This is a genomic window from Pseudomonas sp. W2Aug9 (assembly GCF_023127755.1).
Classification (GTDB): Bacteria; Pseudomonadota; Gammaproteobacteria; order Pseudomonadales; family Pseudomonadaceae; genus Aquipseudomonas; species Aquipseudomonas synxantha_A.
The window spans coordinates 19,346-37,915 of the sequence record NZ_SPKL01000032.1 but is presented as its reverse complement, the minus strand read 5'-3'; the positions used below and the strand labels follow the sequence as shown (position 1 = coordinate 37,915).

Below are 18,570 nucleotides of genomic sequence, written 5' to 3'. Positions count from 1 at the left end.
CATTCCAATAAGAAAGGCTTTGCCGTGACTCCATTTTCCGCCGCCCAGCGCAGCCGCGTGACCATGCTCGACGTCGCCGAGCGAGCGCGCGTGTCCAAGGCCAGCGTGTCGCGCTTTATCGGCGATGACCGCGCCCTGCTCTCCGATGCCATCGCCCTGCGTATCGAACACGCCATCGCAGAACTCGGCTACCGCCCCAACCAGATGGCCCGTGGCCTCAAGCGTGGGCGCACGCGCCTGATCGGCATGCTGGTGGCTGATATCCGCAACCCCTACTCCATCGCGGTGATGCACGGCGTCGAAACCGCCTGCCGCCAGCACGGCTACAGCCTGGTGGTGTGCAACACCGACCGCGATGACGAGCAGGAGCGCCAGCACTTGGCGGCGCTGCGCTCGTACAACATCGAAGGGCTGATCGTGAACACCCTGGGCCATCACCTCGACCAATTGCTGGAACTGCAACGGGAAATGCCCCTGGTGTTAGTGGACCGCAAGGTCGAGCCGTTGCACAGTGACTTGGTGGGCCTGGACAACCCGGCGGCGGTGCGTATTGCGGTAGAGCATCTTGAGCAACAGGGTTATCGCGACGTGCTGCTGGTGAGCGAGGCCACCGATGGCACCAGTTCACGTTTGGAGCGTTTGGAGAGTTTCAACACCGAGATTGCCAAACGCCCGGCTTTGACAGGTGCCGTGGTTGAACTGGATGGCGAACTGGAAAAGCGTCTGCAAGCCTTTCTCGCCAAATCCGGCCCCAAGGCACTGTTCTGCGCCAACGGCGTGGCAGCACTGGCCTGCACCCGTGTACTCAAGGCCCTGGGCTGCGACCTGTTCGGCGAGGTGGGCTTGATCGCCCTGGATGACCTGGACTGGTACCCGCTGGTGGGTAATGGGATTACCGCCCTCGCCCAACCGACGCAAGCGATTGGCGCCAGCGCTTTTGACTGTTTGCTCAAGCGCCTGCGCGGCGATACCGCCCCCACGCGCACCCTGGATTTTTTACCGGAGCTGATTATCCGCGGCTCTACCCAATCCCCTGTGGGAGCGGGCTTGCCCGCGAAAGCGATAGGTCAGCCACTTCCAAGCTGACTGACACACCGCTTTCGCGGGCAAGCCCGCTCCCACATTTTTCGTTCTGCGCATGAAAATGAAACCGGTTTCAGAGGTAAACAACAATGCATAAATACCCCGTCTCCATCAGCCTTTCCAGCTACGGCGCCGACCTGGTTCGCCAGCAGGGTCAATTGAGTTTTGTCGCGCTGCTCAGCGCCGCCGGTGCCCAGCGCATTGAATGGCGTGAAGAACTGCTCACCACCGAGCAACCGGCCGAGCTGGCCCTGGCCGCTGCAGAACAAGGCCTGGAATCAGTATTTTCTTCGCCCTTGGAGCTGTGGGTCGCCGGCCGTGCCCAGCCCAATGCCGAGCTGGCCGCCACCCTGGACCTTGCCCAGGCCTTTGGCTCGGGATGGCTGAAGGTCTCGCTCGGTTACTTCACCGATACCAACGATCTGGAAAGCCTGCACGCCCTGCTCAATCGCCACCCGGTCAAGCTGCTGGTGGAAAACGACCAGACCCTGCACGGTGGACGCATTGAACCGATGCAACGGTTTTTCACCGAAGTCGAACGCCTGGGCCTTCCGGTGAAAATGACCTTCGATATCGGTAACTGGCAGTGGCAAGACCAGTCCGCGCTCACTGCTGCGCGGTTGCTGGGCCGGCATGTGGATTACCTGCACTGCAAGGCCGTGGCCCGTCGCGCCGACGGCAAGCTCGTGGCCTTGCCGCCGGGCGCCACCGACCTGCATCTGTGGGAACAACTGCTCAAACACATGACTCAAGGTATTACGCGGGCGGTGGAATTTCCGTTGCAGGGCGATGACCTGGTCGAGGTCACTGCACAACAGGTCGCCACCCTCGCCTGCCTTGGCCAACCCCGCGTGGAGAACGCCCATGTCTGAGATCGATATCCTGTCGTTTGGTGAAACCATGGCGATGTTTGTCGCCGAGCAGACCGGCGATCTGGCCCAGGTCGCGCAGTTTCACAAACGCATTGCCGGCGCCGACAGCAATGTCGCCATCGGCTTGTCGCGCCTGGGGTTCAACGTGGCATGGCTGAGCCGAGTAGGTGACGACTCCCTCGGGCGCTTTGTGGTCGACACGCTGGGCAAGGAAGGCATTGATTGCCGCCATGTGGCCGTCGACCCGTTGCATCCCACCGGGTTTCAGCTCAAGTCGCGCGAAGAGGCCGGCGCTGATCCCCAGGTCGAGTACTTTCGCAAAGGCTCGGCGGCCAGCCATTTGTCCATCGCCGATATCAGCCCTGCGTTGTTGCAAGCCCGCCATCTGCACGCTACCGGGATTCCACCGGCATTGTCCGATGCCACCCGTGAACTCTCCTTCGAACTGATGACGCAGATGCGCAACGCCGGGCGCAGCGTGTCGTTCGACCCGAACCTGCGCCCCTCGCTCTGGGCCAGCCAGGCGCAGATGATCCGCGAAATCAATGCCCTGGCCACTCTGGCGGACTGGGTGTTGCCGGGCCTGGGTGAAGGCCGCCTGCTCACCGGTTTCGAGGATCCTGCGGATATCGCTGCGTTCTACCTCGATCAGGGCGCCGAAGCCGTGGCGATCAAGCTCGGCCCCGAAGGCGCCTATTACCGCACCCACATGGACCAGGGCTTTATCGCCGCAGTCAAGGTGGAAAAAGTCGTGGACACCGTCGGCGCCGGCGATGGTTTTGCCGTGGGCATGATCAGTGCCCTGCTGGAAAACTCAAGCTTCCCCGAGGCCGTCCAGCGCGCTAACTGGATCGGCAGCCGCGCCGTGCAGAGCCGTGGCGATATGGAGGGTTTGCCGACCCGCGCCGAATTACCCACTCGATCCGTTGCGTAACCCATTACCTGTTGCCACAACTACAACAAGCTCAGGAGCAACCCCATGGAAACCGTGAAACTCGCCACCCGTCGTTGGTGGTACATCATGCCTATCGTGTTTATCACCTACAGCCTGGCCTACCTGGACCGAGCCAACTACGGCTTTGCCGCCGCCTCCGGGATGGCCGAAGACCTGATGATCACGCCCGGCATGTCTTCGCTGCTCGGTGCGCTGTTTTTCCTCGGCTACTTTTTCTTCCAGGTACCGGGAGCAATCTATGCGCAAAAGCGCAGCGTCAAAAAACTGATCTTCGTCAGCCTGATCCTCTGGGGCGGCCTGGCGACGCTGACCGGCGTGGTGTCCAACGCCTATATGCTGATCGCCATCCGCTTCATGCTCGGGGTGGTCGAAGCCGCGGTGATGCCAGCCATGCTGGTGTACCTGTGCCATTGGTTCACCCGTGCCGAACGCTCGCGGGCCAATACCTTCCTGATCCTCGGCAACCCGGTGACCATGCTGTGGATGTCGGTGGTCTCGGGCTACCTGGTGCAGCACTTCAGCTGGCGCTGGATGTTTATCATCGAGGGCCTGCCGGCCGTACTGTGGGCGTTCATCTGGTGGAAGCTGGCGGATGAAAAACCCGCCGACGCCAAGTGGCTGAGTGAACAGCACAAAAAAGACCTGGAAACCGCCCTCGCCGCCGAACAGGTGGGTATCAAGGCGGTGAAGAATTACGCCGAGGCGTTCCGTTCGCCCAAGGTGATCATCCTCGCCCTGCAATTCTTCTGCTGGAGCATCGGCGTGTATGGCTTTGTGCTGTGGCTGCCGTCGATCCTCAAGGCCGGCTTGCAGATGGACATGGTCGAAGCCGGCTGGCTCTCGGCGCTGCCGTACCTGGCGGCGGTGATCGGGATGCTGGTGGTGTCCTGGGGCTCGGACAAACTGCAAAAGCGTAAGCGCTTTGTGTGGCCACCATTGCTGATTGCGTCCATCGCCTTCTACGCGTCCTACGTGTTGGGTGCCGAACATTTCTGGTGGTCCTACACCCTGCTGGTGATCGCCGGTGCATGCATGTATGCACCCTACGGCCCGTTCTTTGCCATTGTCCCGGAAATCCTCCCAGCCAACGTCGCCGGTGGCGCCATGGCGCTGATCAACAGCATGGGCGCGCTGGGCTCGTTCGGTGGCTCGTACCTGGTGGGTTACCTCAACAGCAGCACCGGCTCGCCTGGCGCTTCGTACCTGTTGATGAGCGGCGCGTTGCTGCTGTCGGTGGTGCTGACGATTTTCCTCAAGCCCGGCGCGAGTGACCGCTCGCCGGTGCCAACCCTGGAGTTGAAGGTAAAAACCTCATGAAAAAGTCCGTTGTGTTGTACAAGAAACTGTCCGCGCCGCTGATGGCCCGCCTGCATGAGCAGGCCGAGGTCACGCTGATCGATGCACTGGATGAGGCCGGCCTGGCCAAACTGCGCGATGCGCTGCCCAGCGCCCATGGTCTGTTGGGTGCAAGCCTGCGCCTGGATGCCCGGTTGCTCGACCTGGCACCCAAGCTGGAAGCCGTGGCCAGCGTCTCGGTCGGGGTCGACAACTACGACATCGACTACCTGACCCAACGCGGCATTCTGCTCAGCAACACCCCGGATGTGCTCACCGAAACCACCGCCGACACCGGCTTTGCGCTGATCCTGGCGACCGCCCGGCGTGTGGTCGAGTTGGCCGACATGGTGCGTGCCGGCCAGTGGAACAAGAACATCGGCCCGGCGCATTTTGGCAGCGATGTGCATGGCAAGACGTTGGGTATCATCGGCATGGGCCGCATCGGCGAAGCCTTGGCCCAGCGTGGGCATTTTGGCTTCGGCATGCCGGTGATCTACCACAGCCATTCGCCAAAGCCTGCGGTGGAGGCGCGCTTTGGCGCGCAGTACCGAAGCCTCCAGGACTTGCTCAAAGAGGCGGATTTTGTCTGCCTGACCCTGCCGTTGACCGCCGAAACCGAGAAGCTGATCGGCGCCGAAGAGTTCGCACTGATGGGGCCGGAGACGATCTTTATCAATATCTCCCGCGGCAAGGTGGTGGACGAGGCTGCGCTGGTCGAAGCGTTGCAGCAACGCACCATCCGGGCGGCTGGGTTGGATGTGTTCGAGAAGGAACCGCTCAGCCACGACTCGCCGTTGCTGCGCTTGAACAACGTGGTAGCGACGCCGCATATCGGCTCGGCGACTCATGAGACGCGCGAGGCGATGGCCAAGTGTGCGGTGGATAATCTGCTGCAGGCGTTATCAGGCGAGCGGCCACAGAATCTGGTCAATCCACATGTGTGGAAGCGTTCTTAACACGCCAAAACTGCGGTGCCTAGCTGTGAACCTTGACAGTATCCCTGTGCTCAGAAAAGCGCTGGAATGACTTTGCGCCCCAACTGAGGCAGGGGCACTAACTCAAGGAGAGTAATGTCATGACGCCTGAAAACAGCACAGGTCCGGTTCCCGTCAAACCTGAGTTACCGGCGGAGGTCGCCAATGGCGTTACCCCCGCCTACCTGCAAGCCAACGGCGACACACTACTGGTGACAGTTCCCGTTTATCCCACGCAAGTCGTAGGAAGCAAGATAGGAATGCGGATCGGGGGGCCTGACGAAGAACCCATCGTTCCTTACGTTATTACCAGCACAACCACCGCAGCAATTGTCCCGATCACTGGCGATGTGCTACGTACCTTTCCAGACGGTGTTCACCTGATCTATTACACCATCACCAACACCTCCGGCCAAGTAAGCCCTAACTCCAAAGGCGCATTCCTGCGCCTGGCCTTGAAGACAACCACATGAGAACACGCTGAGCGGTTAGATAACGAACCTGGCCACCATCCCATTCAAATCCACCGCCAACCTCGACAGCTCATGGCTGGCCGCGCTGGTCTGGTTGGCGCCCGCCGCTGACTGGGTAGCCAGGTCGCGGATGTTGACGAGGTTGCGGTCTACTTCGCGGGAGACCTGGGCCTGTTCTTCCGAGGCGCTGGCAATCACCAGGTTGCGTTCGTTGATCAGGCTGATGGACTGGGTGATCTGCTCCAGGGCCACGCCGGCAGCACGGGCCATTTCCAGGGTGGCCTGGCTGCGTTGGTTGCTTTGCTGCATGGACTGCACCGCTTCACCGGTGCCATTTTGGATGCCAGCGACCATCTTCTCGATTTCCTGGGTCGATTGCGCGGTGCGATGGGCCAGGGCCCGCACTTCGTCGGCAACCACCGCAAAGCCGCGCCCGGCTTCGCCGGCACGGGCGGCTTCAATCGCGGCGTTAAGCGCCAACAGGTTGGTCTGCTCGGCAATCGCACGGATCACGTCGAGGACCTTGCCGATATCCCGTCCTTGAGTCGCCAGGCCTTCGATCATCACGGCGGTGTTTTGCACATCCTGGGTCATGGTCTGGATCGCGCCGACAGTATCCATCACCCGGTCGCGGCCTTCGCGCGCCACGTGGTTGGACTGCCCGGAGGCCTCGGAGGTGGAGACAGCATTACGCGCCACTTCCTCTACCGCTGCGGTCATCTCGTTGACCGCCGTGGCGGCTTGATCGATTTCATTGTTCTGTTGCTGCAGGCCACGAGAGGCTTCCTCGGTCACCGCACTCAGCTCTTCTGCCGCCGAAGCCAGCTGCGTGGCCGAGCCGGCGATATGCTGGATGGTCTGGCGCAGGTTGGCCTGCATGCTCGACAAGGCACTGAGCAAGCGCGCAGGTTCATCCTTGCCATCGTCCGCGAAGGTTTTGCTGAGGTTGCCGGCGGCGATGGTCTCGGCAACTTCCACGGCTTTGCGCAATGGCGTAACGATGCTGCGGGTCAGCAGCCAAGCCAACAGCACCGTGAGCAATGCGGCCACCACCGACACTGCCACCACACCGGTGATTGCGCCCTCATAACTTTGCCCAGCCGCCGCGTCGGCGGTTTTAGCATCGGCGGCATTGAGGGCGATCAGCTTGTTCAACTGCTCGCCCATCTGGTCGGTGCCGTCCTTGATGCGGCTGTTGATCAGCGCGCGCATTTCATCGACCTTGCCTTGCTTGGACAACACCAGCATGTCGGCCTGGGCCTTCAAGTAATTATCCAGCGTCACGCTGAAGGTCTTGTACATCACCGCCTCTTGCTCGCCCATCGATAGCTGGGCGTAATGGGCCTGGGCGGCCTTGACCTTATCGGTCAGCACGCCGATGCGGGTTTCGGCTTCCTGCAGGGCAGCCGGTTCGCGGTTGACCAACACCCGGAACGACAGGATGCGCATGCGCAGTACGTTTTCAGTGATGTTGCCCAGGGACGTCACGCTGGGCAGCTGGGTTGCGCTCATGTCCACGGAAGACTGCCGGATCTGCGTCATGCGGTTGACCGCAAACACCCCCAGGATGACCACTAACACTGCAATGAAGGCGAAACCGAGAAACGCTCGAGGCGCAATATTCAGGTGACGAAGGGACATAGGGCTGCTCTCAGAAGTAGTGTTTGCGAACGTCCCTGTCGCGAAACGATCTGTCAGCGTCAACGCGCCGGCCAGACCTTGGTCACCACTGTTGTCGTTGTAATGTGGGCCTATATTCACTATCGGCCGGGACAGTTTTTTTGCGCAGGGTCTTTATTAATATTTTTTTACACTTCTGACGACTGACGGTTTCTGGCATTCTTCGCCTCCATTTTCCGACCCGAGCCATCATTTTGTCTGACGCTCAAGCCCCTCGCCCGCGCTATAAATCCGACCTGATCTACGGCCTGGAAGACCGCCCGCACTTCACCGCTGCGATTTTTGCCGCCTTGCAGCATGTGCTGGCGAGCTTTGTCGGCATCATTACCCCGACCCTGATCGTCGGCGGCGTACTTGGCCTGGAAAGCGAAGTGCCGTACCTGGTGAGCATGGCGCTATTCGTCTCGGGGCTCGGCACCTTTGTGCAGGCACGCACCTTCGGGCCAGTGGGTTCGGGCCTGTTGTGCCTGCAAGGCACCAGCTTTTCGTTTATCAGCGTGATTCTCAGTGCGGGCTTTATGGTCAAGGCCCGGGGCGGCGGCACCGATGAAATCCTGTCGACGATCTTTGGCATCTGCTTTTTCGCCGCGTTTATCGAAGTAGTGCTGAGCCAGTTCATCGGCAAACTGCGCAAGCTGATCACCCCGGTTGTGACTGGCACCATCATTACCTTGATGGGCCTGTCACTGATCAAGGTGGCGGTCACCGATATGGCCGGCGGCTATGGCGCGGGCGACCTGGGCGCCGCCAGCAATATGGGCCTGGCGGCGCTGGTGCTGCTGACCATCGTGGTGCTCAACCGCTTCAACAACCCGTTCCTGCGTCTGGGTTCGATCGTGATCGGCCTGACGCTGGGCTTCGTGGTGGCGTGGTTGCTGGGCCGTGTGGATATGGCCGCCCTGCCCCAAGTGCCGTTGATCAGCGTGCCGGTACCGTTCAAGTACGGTTTCTCGTTCGACTGGGTGGCGTTTATCCCGGTGGCGGTGATCTTCCTGATTTCGCCTCTGGAAGCCGCCGGTGACCTGACTGCCAACTCGATGATTTCCCAACAACCGGTCAAGGGCCCGCTCTATATCAAGCGCATCAAGTCCGGCCTGCTGGCCGACGGCCTCAACTCGGCGATGGCCGCCACCTTCAACAGCCTGCCGATGGTGACGTTCGCCCAGAACAACGGCGTGATCCAGCTGACCGGCGTGGCCAGCCGCTACGTGGCGTACTTTATCGCCGGGCTGCTGGTGCTGCTGGGGTTGTTCCCGATGATCGGCGCGGTGCTGCAACTGATGCCCAAACCAGTACTTGGCGGCGCGACCCTGATCATGTTCGGCACCGTAGCCGTGGCCGGGATCAAGATCCTCGCCGAAGCCGGCCTGCACCGGCGCAATGTGCTGATCGTGGCGATTTCCCTGGGGATGGGCCTGGGCGTCGCCGCAGTGCCGGAAGTGCTGCGCGATTTGCCCAAGGCGCTGCACAACATCTTCGAATCGCCGATCACTGTGGGTGCGTTCTGTGCAATCCTGCTGAACATTTTCCTGCCCGAAGAGTTCATAGAGCTGGAAGAAGATGAATTCGATCCGGAGTCCTCTACCCTCAAGGTCATGCAGGACCCGGACGTCACGAAACAGTAGGAGCACTTTTATATGCGCAAGCTCATGGTTCTTTCGTTGTTGTTGCTGAGCTTGAGCGCCTGCGCGCTGTTCCCCAATCGCGACCCGGTGAATATCAACGTGGTGGGCATCGAGCCCCTGCAAAGCCAGGATCTGGAAGTGCGCTTTGCCGTGAAGCTGCGGGTGCAGAACCCCAATGAAACGGCAATCGACTACGACGGCGTGGCGCTGGATCTGGAAGTCAATGGCCGGCCGTTGGCGTCCGGGGTAAGTGACCAGGCCGGCAGCATCCCACGTTTTTCCGAGACGGTGCTGATGGTCCCCGTGAGTGTTTCGGCGTTCTCGGTGTTGCGCCAAACCCTGGGCCTGAGCCAGACCCAAAGCCTGAATAACCTGCCCTATGTGCTGCGCGGCAAACTGGCGGGCGGATTGTTCGGCACCATGCGCTTTGTAGAGCGTGGCACTCTGGATTTGCCCAATACCGCCACCTGGTGATGCGCGAGTGATCTGATCCAAATCTGCGAAATGCAAGCTCGCGCCTACAAAAGCCTTGGGTTGACCCGGTTCAATCAGTGATGTAGCGCACGCCTGACTTGGCGCGCTCGTCCACCACCAATTCAAAAATATCCGGCCGAGCGTAATGCCCCACTACGTCGTAGTCGTAGCGTGCCCGCACCAGATCATCTGTATCGATCTGCGCCGTCAACAAACCCGCCTCCCCCAGCAACGGCCCCGCCAAAATATCGCCCATGGGACCGACGATCACGCTGCCACCGGCAATCAACGGGCGCTCCGCCGGCCAGTTGGCAACCTCCACACCCAAGGCCTGCGGTGATGCCTGCACCTGGCAGGCGCTGACCACAAAGCAACGGCCTTCATGGGCAATATGGCGCATGCTCACCTGCCACATCTCGCGCTCGTCCACTGTGGGCGCACACCACACCTGCACGCCCTTGGCATACATCGCCGTGCGCAACAGCGGCATCATGTTCTCCCAGCACACCGCCCCGCCGATACGCCCGACAGCCGCGTCAATCACCGGCAAGGTTGAGCCGTCGCCCTTGCCCCAGATCAGCCGCTCAGTGCCGGTCGGCATGAGTTTGCGGTGCTTGGCGACCAAACCGCTCGACGGTTCGAAATACAGCACGGTGCAATACAGCGTGCTGCCACTGCGCTCGATCACGCCGAGCACCAGGCTCGCACCGGTACGCGCCGATAACCCGGCCAGCGCCTTGGTCTCCACGCCCGGCACGTCGATGGCATTGGCAAAGTACCGCGCAAAGGCTTCACGGCCTTCGGGCAGGCGATAGCCCAATTGCGTGCCGAAGCTTTCGCCCTTGGGATATCCCCCCAGCAACGCCTCAGGCATCACCACCAACTGCGCGCCACTGCGCTGTATTTCATCTTCATAGGCCAGGATCTGCGCCAGGGTTTGCGCTTTGCCGCCAGGCAAGGAGCCGATTTGCAGGGCTGCGACGATCGATACGGGCATTGTGCTCACTCCAGTAATAAGGGTTGCCCATTCTCCGGCCAGACTCGATCATGAATAAAGCCCACCTCAGTGCTAAATGATATGAGCCAAATGAATATCGCCCAGGTTGACCTGAACCTGCTGAAAACCTTCGAAGCCCTGCACGACGAGTCCAGCGCCAGCCGTGCTGCCTTGCGCCTGGGCGTTACGCAATCGGCAATCAGCGCCGGTTTGCGGCGTTTACGCGAACTATATGGCGACCCACTTTTCGTACGCACCGGTCGCGGCCTGGCGCCCACCCTGCGGGCCAATCAGTTGAAACCGGTGATCAGCGAGGCATTGGACCGCTGCCGACAAAGCCTGGCGATGATCCACCCGGATAACCCGCATTATCAGGGGCGATCGGTGGTGTTAGGTCTGTCAGACGATTTCGAAATCGCCTACGGCCGGCAGCTGATGGACGCCATTGCAGAGCGCCTGCCGAAACTGCGGGTGATCTTTCGCCAGACCCACAGCCAGATCGTTGCGGCTGCCCTGCTCGACCGCAACCTAGACCTGGCCATTACCGCCGGCGGGTTTGCCGAGCGCAGGCTGAGTCGGCAAGTGCTGGGCGAAGGTGACTACCGTTGCCTGGTTGACCCAGGTAGCCTGGCGCCCGATCAGCAAGGTATCGAGCTTGCAGAATTCATCGCACGCGACCATGTGCTGGTGTCGTCAGGCGGGTTTATCGGTATTACCGATGAAGGGTTGGCGGCGCAGGGCTTGAGCCGCCAGGTATGTGCGTCCACCAGCCACTTTGCGGCGCTGCCGTACCTGCTCAAAGGCAGCGCGGCGGTGGCGACGATCCCCGGTCATGCGGCCCAAGCGATTGCGCAGATGACCGGCTTGCGTGTGCTGCCCTGCCCGCTGGCGCTGCCGCACTACCCGGTGGAGTTGGGCTGGCGTACCCAGGCCCAGCTTGATCCGCTGTTGCTCAAGGTTCGCGAGGCGATCGTGGCGTGCTTTATTTCGCCGCCGCCATCAGCTTGTTGACTTCACTGCGCACCATGTTGGAAAACTCCGGCGGCGACATGCCGTCAAGTTCGGCGCGCACCCACTCGGCCCATTTTCCCTTGCGCTTGGCGCGCTCGCCGAACAAACGGGCCGCTTCGCCCTTGGCTTTGCCCAGGTTGGTTTGCCAAAGGTCGTAGAGGCGCGACTTTTCGTCTTCCAGCTCGGCGCGTTCGGCGAGGGTCTTGTTGGCGAGATTGAAGCTCATGTTGAATTACCTGCTGCACAAATGACTGACATCTTACACTGTAGGCCCAAAGGGCCTGATCACCATTGTGCCGCAAATGGACGGCTCGCAAAATAACTGCAACTTTTGCCGCTGCCCGATACTCCATTGTTCACTGTCACATTCACTTGCAAGGAGTCACACATGGCCCGCAAAACCGCCGCCCAAGCCGTCGAAGAACAAATCAAGGATCAAGCCTTCAGCGAACTGACCGCGCTGATCGAAGAATCGGACAAACTGCTCAAAAGCAGCGCATCCCTGGTAGGCGAGGAAGGTGAAACCCTGCGCGAGCAGGTTGCCATCAAACTCAAGCAAGCCCTGGATTCGGTGTCCAGCGTCCGTGAGCGCAGCAAGCCAGTCGTGGACGCCACCGAGACCTACATCGGCGGTCATCCATGGCAGACCGTGGCCATTTCCGCAGGCTTTGGCCTGGTGGTGGGTCTGCTGCTGGGTCGCCGTAACTGATCAGCACGGGCTGCGCCCATGGCGCAGCCTGTTTCACCCCGCCGCCAGTTCTCGCAGTTGCCGAAGGTCCTGCGCGTCAAGCTCTATGCCTGCTTCCTGCGACTCCGCCCGTGTGCGATGGCGCCGATCCCCCGGTAATCGCCGTAACCCCGCCGCATGCATCTGCCGCACCAGTTCCTGGCTGCGCTCGGCAAAGCTTTGCCCGGCGGTTTTGCGCGGATCGATCACTATCAGTAATTGGCCGGTCCAGGGCGTACGCGCTCCCGGATGATCGGCCCAATTGAATTCGAACGAAAAATTGCCGCCTGTCAGTGCCGCCGCCAGCAACTCGACCATCATCGACAACGCCGACCCCTTATGCCCACCAAATGGCAACAGCGCGCCCCCCTCCAGAATGGCTTTCGGGTCCTGGGTCGGCTGGCCCAGGCTATCGACGCCCATGCCTGGTGGGAGCCGTTCGCCTTTGCGCGCGGCGATCTGCACGTCGCCATGGGCGATGGCGCTGGTGGCCAGGTCGAACACAATCGGCGCGCCATCGGCCCGCGGCGCAGCAAACGCGATGGGGTTGGTGCCGAACAACGGGCGATCAGCGCCATGGGGTACGACGCAGGTCATGCTGTTGACCACACTGAGTGCAACCAGCCCTTCTTCGGCGAAAGGTTCGACGTCCGGCCACAAGGCAGCAAAGTGATGGGAATTGTGGATAGCCAGTAACGCAATGCCGGCGCTGCGGGCCTTGCTCACCAGCAACGCACGCGCGGCCGCCAGAGCGGGTTGGGCGAACCCATTGGCGGCGTCGACCCGTACGAAGCCTGACGCAACGTCGGTCACGATCGGCACGGCGGCGCCATTGACCCAACCGCTGGCCAGGGTCGAGAGGTAACCCGGGATACGAAAAATACCGTGGCTATGAGCGCCATCACGTTCAGCGCTGGCGCAATTGTGCGCAAGGATCGCCGCCACTTCTGGCGAGGTGCCGTGCCTGACGAAAATCTGTTGGAGCACCCCCACCAACTCAGTGAAGCTGATGAAGGCCGTGACAACTGTCGGAGACTGCGCAGACATTTGAAGCTCCATTTTTATGATTGGAAGGGGCAACGAATGGACATCCAGGCCGTCGATTAAACACCACCTGCAGCGCTCACTGTCAACTTACGACGAGACTCAATAGTTACCCCCGCCAGTCATCGGTGCCTGCCTACCCTGTGTCTTCCTATTCACGCTGGAGACAGGCGATGACCCGTGTCACCCCGCCCTATTTTTTCGACGAGTTCCTGCTACCCGTCAATCGCTCGACATTGAGCGAGCGCGAACGCGCCCTGGGGTTCACCGTCAAGGATCTGGAATGGCTGCACGGCGTGTATTACGCCAGCGACGCCAGCCGTCAGGATACCCGCCTGCAAAGCCCGCCCATGCGTGTAGAAAAGCTAATGATCAATGTGTCGGGGCAGGTTGCGATCCCACTGGCCGGCGCGTTTGTGATGAGTTCCACGCCCGACGGTGCCAAGGCTCTGCTGTACACGCCTTATGGTGGCATCCAGGTGTTTGACAGCCATGCCTCGCTGCTTGCCGAGGTCAGTCAGGCGTTGGCTGATTCGGTACAGCGCGTGGAGTTGCTGAGTTTTCTGTCGATTGCACAGCGCAACAGTCTGCCAGCGGATAGCGCTCTGACACTGACCACTTCGCCGGTCCTGGGTGCGGTCATGCAAGACCAGGAACAAACCCTGCAGGCCTGCCAACAGGCCAACGTGCAAGCAATGCTTGAGCACTTGCAGAGGACCCCGACCTTGTCCGCCATGCTCGACACATTGCTCGGCATCATGGCGCACCCTCATTTCCCCGGCCTGGATCAGCGGCAAACGCAAGTGAACTGCTTTCTCCAAAGCCCGACGGATGCCGATCGACGCTGGATCGACTCCCTGTCGTTACGTGATGCGTTATTGCAGTTCTATGTCAAACATGCCTGGCCCTTGGGGCAAACTCGCGAATTCATCAACCCCAAGCACGTCACCAGCCACTTCACCCAGCCCCAGTTGCAACAAGATCGCGAGTATTGGGACACGCTCATCGAACAAACCTCCGGTACGCTGTCCAAATTGCTCGAGAGCCTGCTACAGACCTACTGGAACGAAGACATCGACAGCGGCACCTCACGCCTTGACCTGTTCGCGCAAATCCTGGCTGACAAGTTCCGCCTCGATGTGCTGCTCAAGCGCCAGAACGGCATCCTCAGTGCTGACGAAAGCCATATGCTCCAGGCCCTGCTCCTCAGCGACCAGGGCGCTCGCAGCACCTACGCCGCCAAACTGAGCGTGGAAAAAGTGCGCATCTACGCGCCCTACCAGCACTACGTGGAACTGGCCAGTACCCTGATGCTGCATGACAGCCATGCCTACCTTTACACCCAATCCCGTGGCTTGCAGGTACTTAAGGATCTGGACGATCTCAAAGACACGCTATTGACCATGCTCACCGCCGCCGGGCACGAAGATGAACTGCTCAATTTCCTCTCTCTGGACGAGCGCAACACCTTTATCGGCCTGGACCAGATCAACGTTGCCGCACACCCCGTCACCGGGCACGTGTTCACCGACATGATCGAAGACATCGCCGCCAAGCAGACCAGTAATATGAACCATGCCCTGAGCCTCTATCGCAGCAGCGCCGGCCAGGTGGACCTGGAAGCATTGCTCGATTACGCCCTGGACATCCGCACCATGCTCGACAGTCGCCTGGCCGACCTGGACACCGATGGGCGCTGGACGATACATCCCGTCAGCAGCGGCAATGGCCGCCCCTCCACGGTGCAAGCCGAGCGCGCCAAGCTGCACCTGCAACGCCTGCGCGCTGCCCAAGAAGGATTGCAGATCGAGCGCCTTAAGCACCCGACACTGCGCAGCATGGCCACCCTGGCCCTGAACACAGAACTGCAAACCCAACGACTGGACCTCAAGGCCGACGAGATTTATGTCAACACTTACGCGTCCCGCGCCGAGCAGCGTGAGGAGCGCGCGCCTGTGTCTTCGCTGAGCATGGTTGAACATTTCATCGAGCGCCTCGGCCAGAAGAGCAAGCCGCTCCCAGTGTCTTCCAGAACTGGGTTTTACGCAGAACGCAACCAGGGTGTCGCCCTGAAGCTCAATAACATGCCCCTCAAAACCTTCAACAACATGATCGAACGGGTCTTGAAGGTGTTTGCCGGCCACGAGATGCGTGAACTCCCGCGCCTGTTCCTGAACAATATCCGCGATAAACACGCGCACTCGATGCTGTTGGGCTTGCGCAGCGAGGCTGAACTGCGACTGCTGGGTAAAACGCTGACGCACCGCAGCAACGCCATTCTTGATGCGGTCCTGCGAACTGACAGCCTGGCGCGCCTGACCCGACATGGGATCAACGGGTTTCTGCCGGATGCTTATGCGCTGGCATTGCACAAAGGTACGTCCGACGCGCTGCTGCCGCTGGCCAATCTGTTTGTACTGACCGAACGTGGCGGCCTTGACCCCAAGAATTCGGGCCAGGCGATCCTATGGACGCCTCGGCGTGGTCATGAGGTTTTTGCGTCGGTCTCGACCCTGCGCGAGGCGCTCACCCAGCGCCTGGCGCATCCGATCAAACGACTGTCGCTACTGGAGAATCTGTCATTGTCCCAGCGCGTGCCTCATCAGGCGTATCGCCTGGCTGCGCTGCAACGTATTGACGATAACCTGCTGGACAATCGCCTGAAAACCTACGGCGATTACGTCATGGACTCGGTGGACCGACTGCTGGCCATGGACTTGCCGGCGCGCGCCGTGCAGGACCGCCTGGATGAGATCCTGCAGATCCCGGCGCCCACCAACCTTGCACGAGCCAAGGCGCTGGCCGATGCCATGGTCACCCAGCAGGCCCTGCCCGTGTGGCTGGCAATGGCGCCCGCCAAGGAGCAGATCTACCATGCAGAACTGCTTGAGCAATACCACAACAGCGCCCCGGAAGAGGAAGACTACCTGCAGGGCATCCTGTCCCTGCGCGAGCACACCTTTGGCGCCCTGAGCAAGCTGCTCCAGGCACGCTTCCCCGAACACGCACTCAGCCCCGATGACGTGCTGATTCCCGTGCACCAGGCCCTCGACATCCATGACTACAGCCTGACCGATTTTGCCTTGCGTCACTGGCCGGACCTGAACAACCAGACTATCCGCCCCCGCTCGCGCACCGCCACACCGCTGCCGGACACCCTGGATGCCAATGCGCTGGTTCAACTGGTGCGGCAACTGGACTTGAAATCGGTGTACCAAAAGCGATTGCAAACCGAGATGGACACCCGCACAGAAGCTGCACGCAAACGCCGGCGCCTGTTCTGTCGGCAACTGCCATGGCAGGTGTTGCAATACGCCCACGAGCAACATCTGCAAGAACGCCTGTCAAACAAGGCCTTGGGCTTGGTCCAGCAGGTGTTCGACATGCCTGACGGCCTGGCACGTGCGGCGTTGAAGGACGTATCGACGCTGATCCGGCCCGTTGAGCTGGTGGCGACTGCAGGCGCTACTGCCGCCAAGGTATTGGGCATGTACCTGATCAGCCCTGGAGGTAAAGAGGCCGGTCCGGTAGTGCTCTATGCGCCCTACAGTGAAAACCACGTGCTCAAGCAATATGACAACGAGCAAGCGCTGCTGGATGAGGTGGAGCGACCAGGGGAACTGCAGGACTGGGTCATTCAGCACCTGGAAGATCCGCACCAGGCCGTTTACCGCAGCTTGCTGCAAAACAACCTTCATCGCTCTTCGGATATGAGCCTGGCCTCATCTGCCGTGACCGGCAACCTGCTGCACTATTTATTCAGTGAGAACACGCTGATCCTGCTAAAAATGCTCGCCTGCCAGTTCGAAAAAGGCTCCAAGCTGCTTTGGGATAAAGTGGTGGGCGTGTTCGGCAAGGGCATACCCGCGGCAGTGCACTTCATGGCGGGTAAACTCGCCTATCCACTTGTGGTCTGGCGCAGCTACCAGTTAGTCAAGCGCTCGGCTGAAGCGCTGCAACTGCACCAGTGGAAAGCCGCGATGAAGGACTTCAGCCTGGCCGTGGTGCAAATGGCCGCCCTGTACAGCGAGCTTGATGGCAGCGAAACCCCACCGCCTGATGACGCTGACCTGGTCGACCTGCCGGAAGGCGGCCTGCCCACCGCCACTGCCCCGGGCCTGCGGGACGTCACCGCCACTTCGCGAACGCGGTTGCAGCGCTTGGAGGGCTACGACATCGCCCTGGAGGACCTTGAGCTGGACACCTCCACCCATGTCTACAAGGATAAGGCGAGCGCCAAGAGTTACGTGCCGCTGGCAGGCAAGGTGTATCCGGTGAAGAAAACCAAGGAGCACTGGCGCCTGGACAACGACGATCAGCAGGGCCCCTACGTCGGTCGCAATGCTGATGGCAAATGGGTAATGGACCTGAGCATACACAAGCCCCGCTTCGGCCAGGCCTGGACGCGGCAAAAAGTGCGACGAGCCGAAAGGCGCGACATCAATATTGAAGCGCAGGGCATAAGGGCGATCGCTGCAGTGTCAAGCTGGAAAGCCCAAGTCATCGACGAAGCCTTGAACGTATCGACTTACTACGCCGTCAACTGCAAGCGCAACATCCATCACTTTGCAGAGCTGCTCAAGCCTGATAGCCGGGTAGGCCTGTTCTTGTGCGACCTGTTCGGCACTCTCAATCTGAACCCGGCCCAAGTGAAGAAAATCGAGGACATCATCGATGGAATACTGGATGAGTTAAGCGACCCCACCTTGATCGGGCCTGACTCAATGCGCTTTGTCAGCGGTGAAAGCGTGAAAGCCCCCACCACTGATTACGCGATGGTGCTTCTCGGTGACAGCGAGCGCAAAGTGTACTTGTTCGAAAGGTTCTTCCATCCAAACCTGGCTGAATACGCCACCATACTGAGTGAACCTTTCGACATGTTCGCCCATGCCAGAGCCTCTACCCTGATCCATGAGCTGACGCATCTGCGGTTCAAGACAGAGGACATTGCCTACCTGCGGAGCCTGGAGCCATTCCGAGACCTGATCGATACGGCAAAGCCGGGTGCTCAGGCGGTGAAGACGCGCCAAGATGATTTGCAAACGAGCGGGCTGTCGACGTTGACGCCGGCAACTATGCTATTCAAGGCATGGGATGACATATCCAATACCTGGGAGGATTACGGCTTTTTCACCGCCACCAGCTTCCTCAAACGCAGAGTCCTGAATATCACGGGTGCCAAGACCCTGAATGAGGCCCGAGAAGTTTTCATGAGCAATGTCGACAAGCGTATTGACGTCATTCTATCCAACGCCGACTCAGTCAGTTACCTGATTACACATCTGGGGAGAATGCTGGATGAGGGGGCCTGAGCAGG

General features: G+C 60.4%; 15 protein-coding genes. 11 read left to right on the top strand and 4 right to left on the bottom strand.

Features of this window, described 5'->3' with window-relative positions:
• Window positions 1–24 precede the first annotated feature (24 nt).
• The 6 genes from E3O56_RS19970 to E3O56_RS19945 all read left to right on the top strand — a co-directional run bounded on the left by E3O56_RS19970 (window position 25) and on the right by E3O56_RS19945 (window position 5,695).
• Window positions 25–1,086, top strand: coding sequence for a LacI family DNA-binding transcriptional regulator (locus E3O56_RS19970; RefSeq protein WP_078821486.1), 1,062 nt, complete (start codon window positions 25–27; stop codon window positions 1,084–1,086).
• Between the two features lie 86 nt (window positions 1,087–1,172).
• Complete coding sequence (locus tag E3O56_RS19965; protein WP_248128873.1) at window positions 1,173–1,955, top strand: sugar phosphate isomerase/epimerase; 783 nt, start codon at window positions 1,173–1,175, stop codon at window positions 1,953–1,955.
• Window positions 1,948–2,889 (top strand): sugar kinase, encoded by a 942-nt coding sequence (locus E3O56_RS19960; protein WP_248128872.1) that lies wholly within the window; start codon window positions 1,948–1,950, stop codon window positions 2,887–2,889. Before E3O56_RS19965 ends, E3O56_RS19960 begins: the two co-directional genes overlap by 8 nt.
• 45 nt (window positions 2,890–2,934) lie before the next feature.
• A complete protein-coding gene (locus tag E3O56_RS19955) occupies window positions 2,935–4,227 on the top strand; it encodes an MFS transporter (RefSeq protein ID WP_032875841.1) in 1,293 nt (430 codons plus the stop codon).
• Window positions 4,224–5,204 carry an NAD(P)-dependent oxidoreductase gene (locus E3O56_RS19950; RefSeq protein ID WP_032875844.1) on the top strand — a complete coding sequence of 327 codons (981 nt, stop codon included), beginning with the start codon at window positions 4,224–4,226 and terminating at the stop codon, window positions 5,202–5,204. The genes E3O56_RS19955 and E3O56_RS19950 overlap by 4 nt, the downstream gene beginning before the upstream one ends.
• A 119-nt stretch (window positions 5,205–5,323) precedes the next feature.
• Window positions 5,324–5,695 (top strand): hypothetical protein, encoded by a 372-nt coding sequence (locus E3O56_RS19945; protein WP_078821490.1) that lies wholly within the window; start codon window positions 5,324–5,326, stop codon window positions 5,693–5,695.
• Window positions 5,696–5,710: 15 nt separating this feature from the next.
• On the opposite strand, the gene E3O56_RS19940 is transcribed toward E3O56_RS19945, so the two are convergent.
• Window positions 5,711–7,336, bottom strand: a complete 1,626-nt coding sequence (locus E3O56_RS19940; RefSeq protein ID WP_103734313.1) for a methyl-accepting chemotaxis protein — start codon at window positions 7,334–7,336, stop codon at window positions 5,711–5,713.
• Between the two features lie 233 nt (window positions 7,337–7,569).
• Here E3O56_RS19940 and E3O56_RS19935 point away from each other — a divergent pair, with 233 nt between their 5' ends.
• Together E3O56_RS19935 and E3O56_RS19930 are read left to right on the top strand one after the other, a co-directional pair.
• On the top strand, window positions 7,570–9,000 hold the full coding sequence (locus E3O56_RS19935; RefSeq protein WP_078821492.1) for a nucleobase:cation symporter-2 family protein: 1,431 nt from the start codon (window positions 7,570–7,572) through the stop codon (window positions 8,998–9,000).
• A gap of 12 nt (window positions 9,001–9,012) precedes the next feature.
• Window positions 9,013–9,474: an LEA type 2 family protein gene (locus E3O56_RS19930; RefSeq protein ID WP_248128871.1), complete on the top strand. Its 462-nt coding sequence runs from the start codon at window positions 9,013–9,015 to the stop codon at window positions 9,472–9,474.
• A 70-nt stretch (window positions 9,475–9,544) separates the two neighbouring features.
• Here the strand turns inward: E3O56_RS19930 and E3O56_RS19925 are convergent, their stop codons facing one another.
• A complete protein-coding gene (locus E3O56_RS19925) occupies window positions 9,545–10,471 on the bottom strand; it encodes a carbon-nitrogen hydrolase family protein (RefSeq protein WP_078821493.1) in 927 nt (308 codons plus the stop codon).
• Between the two features lie 90 nt (window positions 10,472–10,561).
• On the opposite strand from E3O56_RS19925, the gene E3O56_RS19920 reads away from it, so the two are divergent.
• Complete coding sequence (locus E3O56_RS19920) at window positions 10,562–11,482, top strand: LysR family transcriptional regulator (RefSeq protein ID WP_248128870.1); 921 nt, start codon at window positions 10,562–10,564, stop codon at window positions 11,480–11,482.
• On the opposite strand, the gene E3O56_RS19915 is transcribed toward E3O56_RS19920, so the two are convergent.
• Window positions 11,454–11,708, bottom strand: a complete 255-nt coding sequence (locus tag E3O56_RS19915; RefSeq protein WP_003190904.1) for a hypothetical protein — start codon at window positions 11,706–11,708, stop codon at window positions 11,454–11,456. The two genes, E3O56_RS19920 and E3O56_RS19915, sit on opposite strands and share 29 nt — an antisense overlap.
• Before the next feature lie 162 nt (window positions 11,709–11,870).
• Between E3O56_RS19915 and E3O56_RS19910 the strand changes: the two genes are divergently transcribed.
• Window positions 11,871–12,191, top strand: a complete 321-nt coding sequence (locus E3O56_RS19910) for a DUF883 family protein (protein WP_032875861.1) — start codon at window positions 11,871–11,873, stop codon at window positions 12,189–12,191.
• 33 nt (window positions 12,192–12,224) lie between these two features.
• On the opposite strand, the gene E3O56_RS19905 is transcribed toward E3O56_RS19910, so the two are convergent.
• Window positions 12,225–13,256: an Ldh family oxidoreductase gene (locus E3O56_RS19905; protein WP_078821494.1), complete on the bottom strand. Its 1,032-nt coding sequence runs from the start codon at window positions 13,254–13,256 to the stop codon at window positions 12,225–12,227.
• A 170-nt stretch (window positions 13,257–13,426) separates the two neighbouring features.
• On the opposite strand from E3O56_RS19905, the gene E3O56_RS19900 reads away from it, so the two are divergent.
• Complete coding sequence (locus E3O56_RS19900) at window positions 13,427–18,565, top strand: DUF6543 domain-containing protein (protein ID WP_248128869.1); 5,139 nt, start codon at window positions 13,427–13,429, stop codon at window positions 18,563–18,565.
• Window positions 18,566–18,570 lie beyond the last annotated feature (5 nt).

Excerpts from the sequence above, each read along its gene's own strand:
- E3O56_RS19965 (WP_248128873.1), top strand. The coding sequence starts at position 1,173 with ATGCATAAATACCCCGTCTCCATCAGCCTTTCCAGCTACGGCGCCGAC.
- E3O56_RS19960 (WP_248128872.1), top strand. The coding sequence starts at position 1,948 with ATGTCTGAGATCGATATCCTGTCGTTTGGTGAAACCATGGCGATGTTT.
- E3O56_RS19955 (WP_032875841.1), top strand. The coding sequence starts at position 2,935 with ATGGAAACCGTGAAACTCGCCACCCGTCGTTGGTGGTACATCATGCCT.
- E3O56_RS19950 (WP_032875844.1), top strand. The coding sequence starts at position 4,224 with ATGAAAAAGTCCGTTGTGTTGTACAAGAAACTGTCCGCGCCGCTGATG.
- E3O56_RS19945 (WP_078821490.1), top strand. The coding sequence starts at position 5,324 with ATGACGCCTGAAAACAGCACAGGTCCGGTTCCCGTCAAACCTGAGTTA.
- E3O56_RS19940 (WP_103734313.1), bottom strand. The coding sequence starts at position 7,336 with ATGTCCCTTCGTCACCTGAATATTGCGCCTCGAGCGTTTCTCGGTTTC.
- E3O56_RS19930 (WP_248128871.1), top strand. The coding sequence starts at position 9,013 with ATGCGCAAGCTCATGGTTCTTTCGTTGTTGTTGCTGAGCTTGAGCGCC.
- E3O56_RS19925 (WP_078821493.1), bottom strand. The coding sequence starts at position 10,471 with ATGCCCGTATCGATCGTCGCAGCCCTGCAAATCGGCTCCTTGCCTGGC.
- E3O56_RS19920 (WP_248128870.1), top strand. The coding sequence starts at position 10,562 with ATGAATATCGCCCAGGTTGACCTGAACCTGCTGAAAACCTTCGAAGCC.
- E3O56_RS19915 (WP_003190904.1), bottom strand. The coding sequence starts at position 11,708 with ATGAGCTTCAATCTCGCCAACAAGACCCTCGCCGAACGCGCCGAGCTG.
- E3O56_RS19910 (WP_032875861.1), top strand. The coding sequence starts at position 11,871 with ATGGCCCGCAAAACCGCCGCCCAAGCCGTCGAAGAACAAATCAAGGAT.
- E3O56_RS19905 (WP_078821494.1), bottom strand. The coding sequence starts at position 13,256 with ATGTCTGCGCAGTCTCCGACAGTTGTCACGGCCTTCATCAGCTTCACT.
- E3O56_RS19900 (WP_248128869.1), top strand. The coding sequence starts at position 13,427 with ATGACCCGTGTCACCCCGCCCTATTTTTTCGACGAGTTCCTGCTACCC.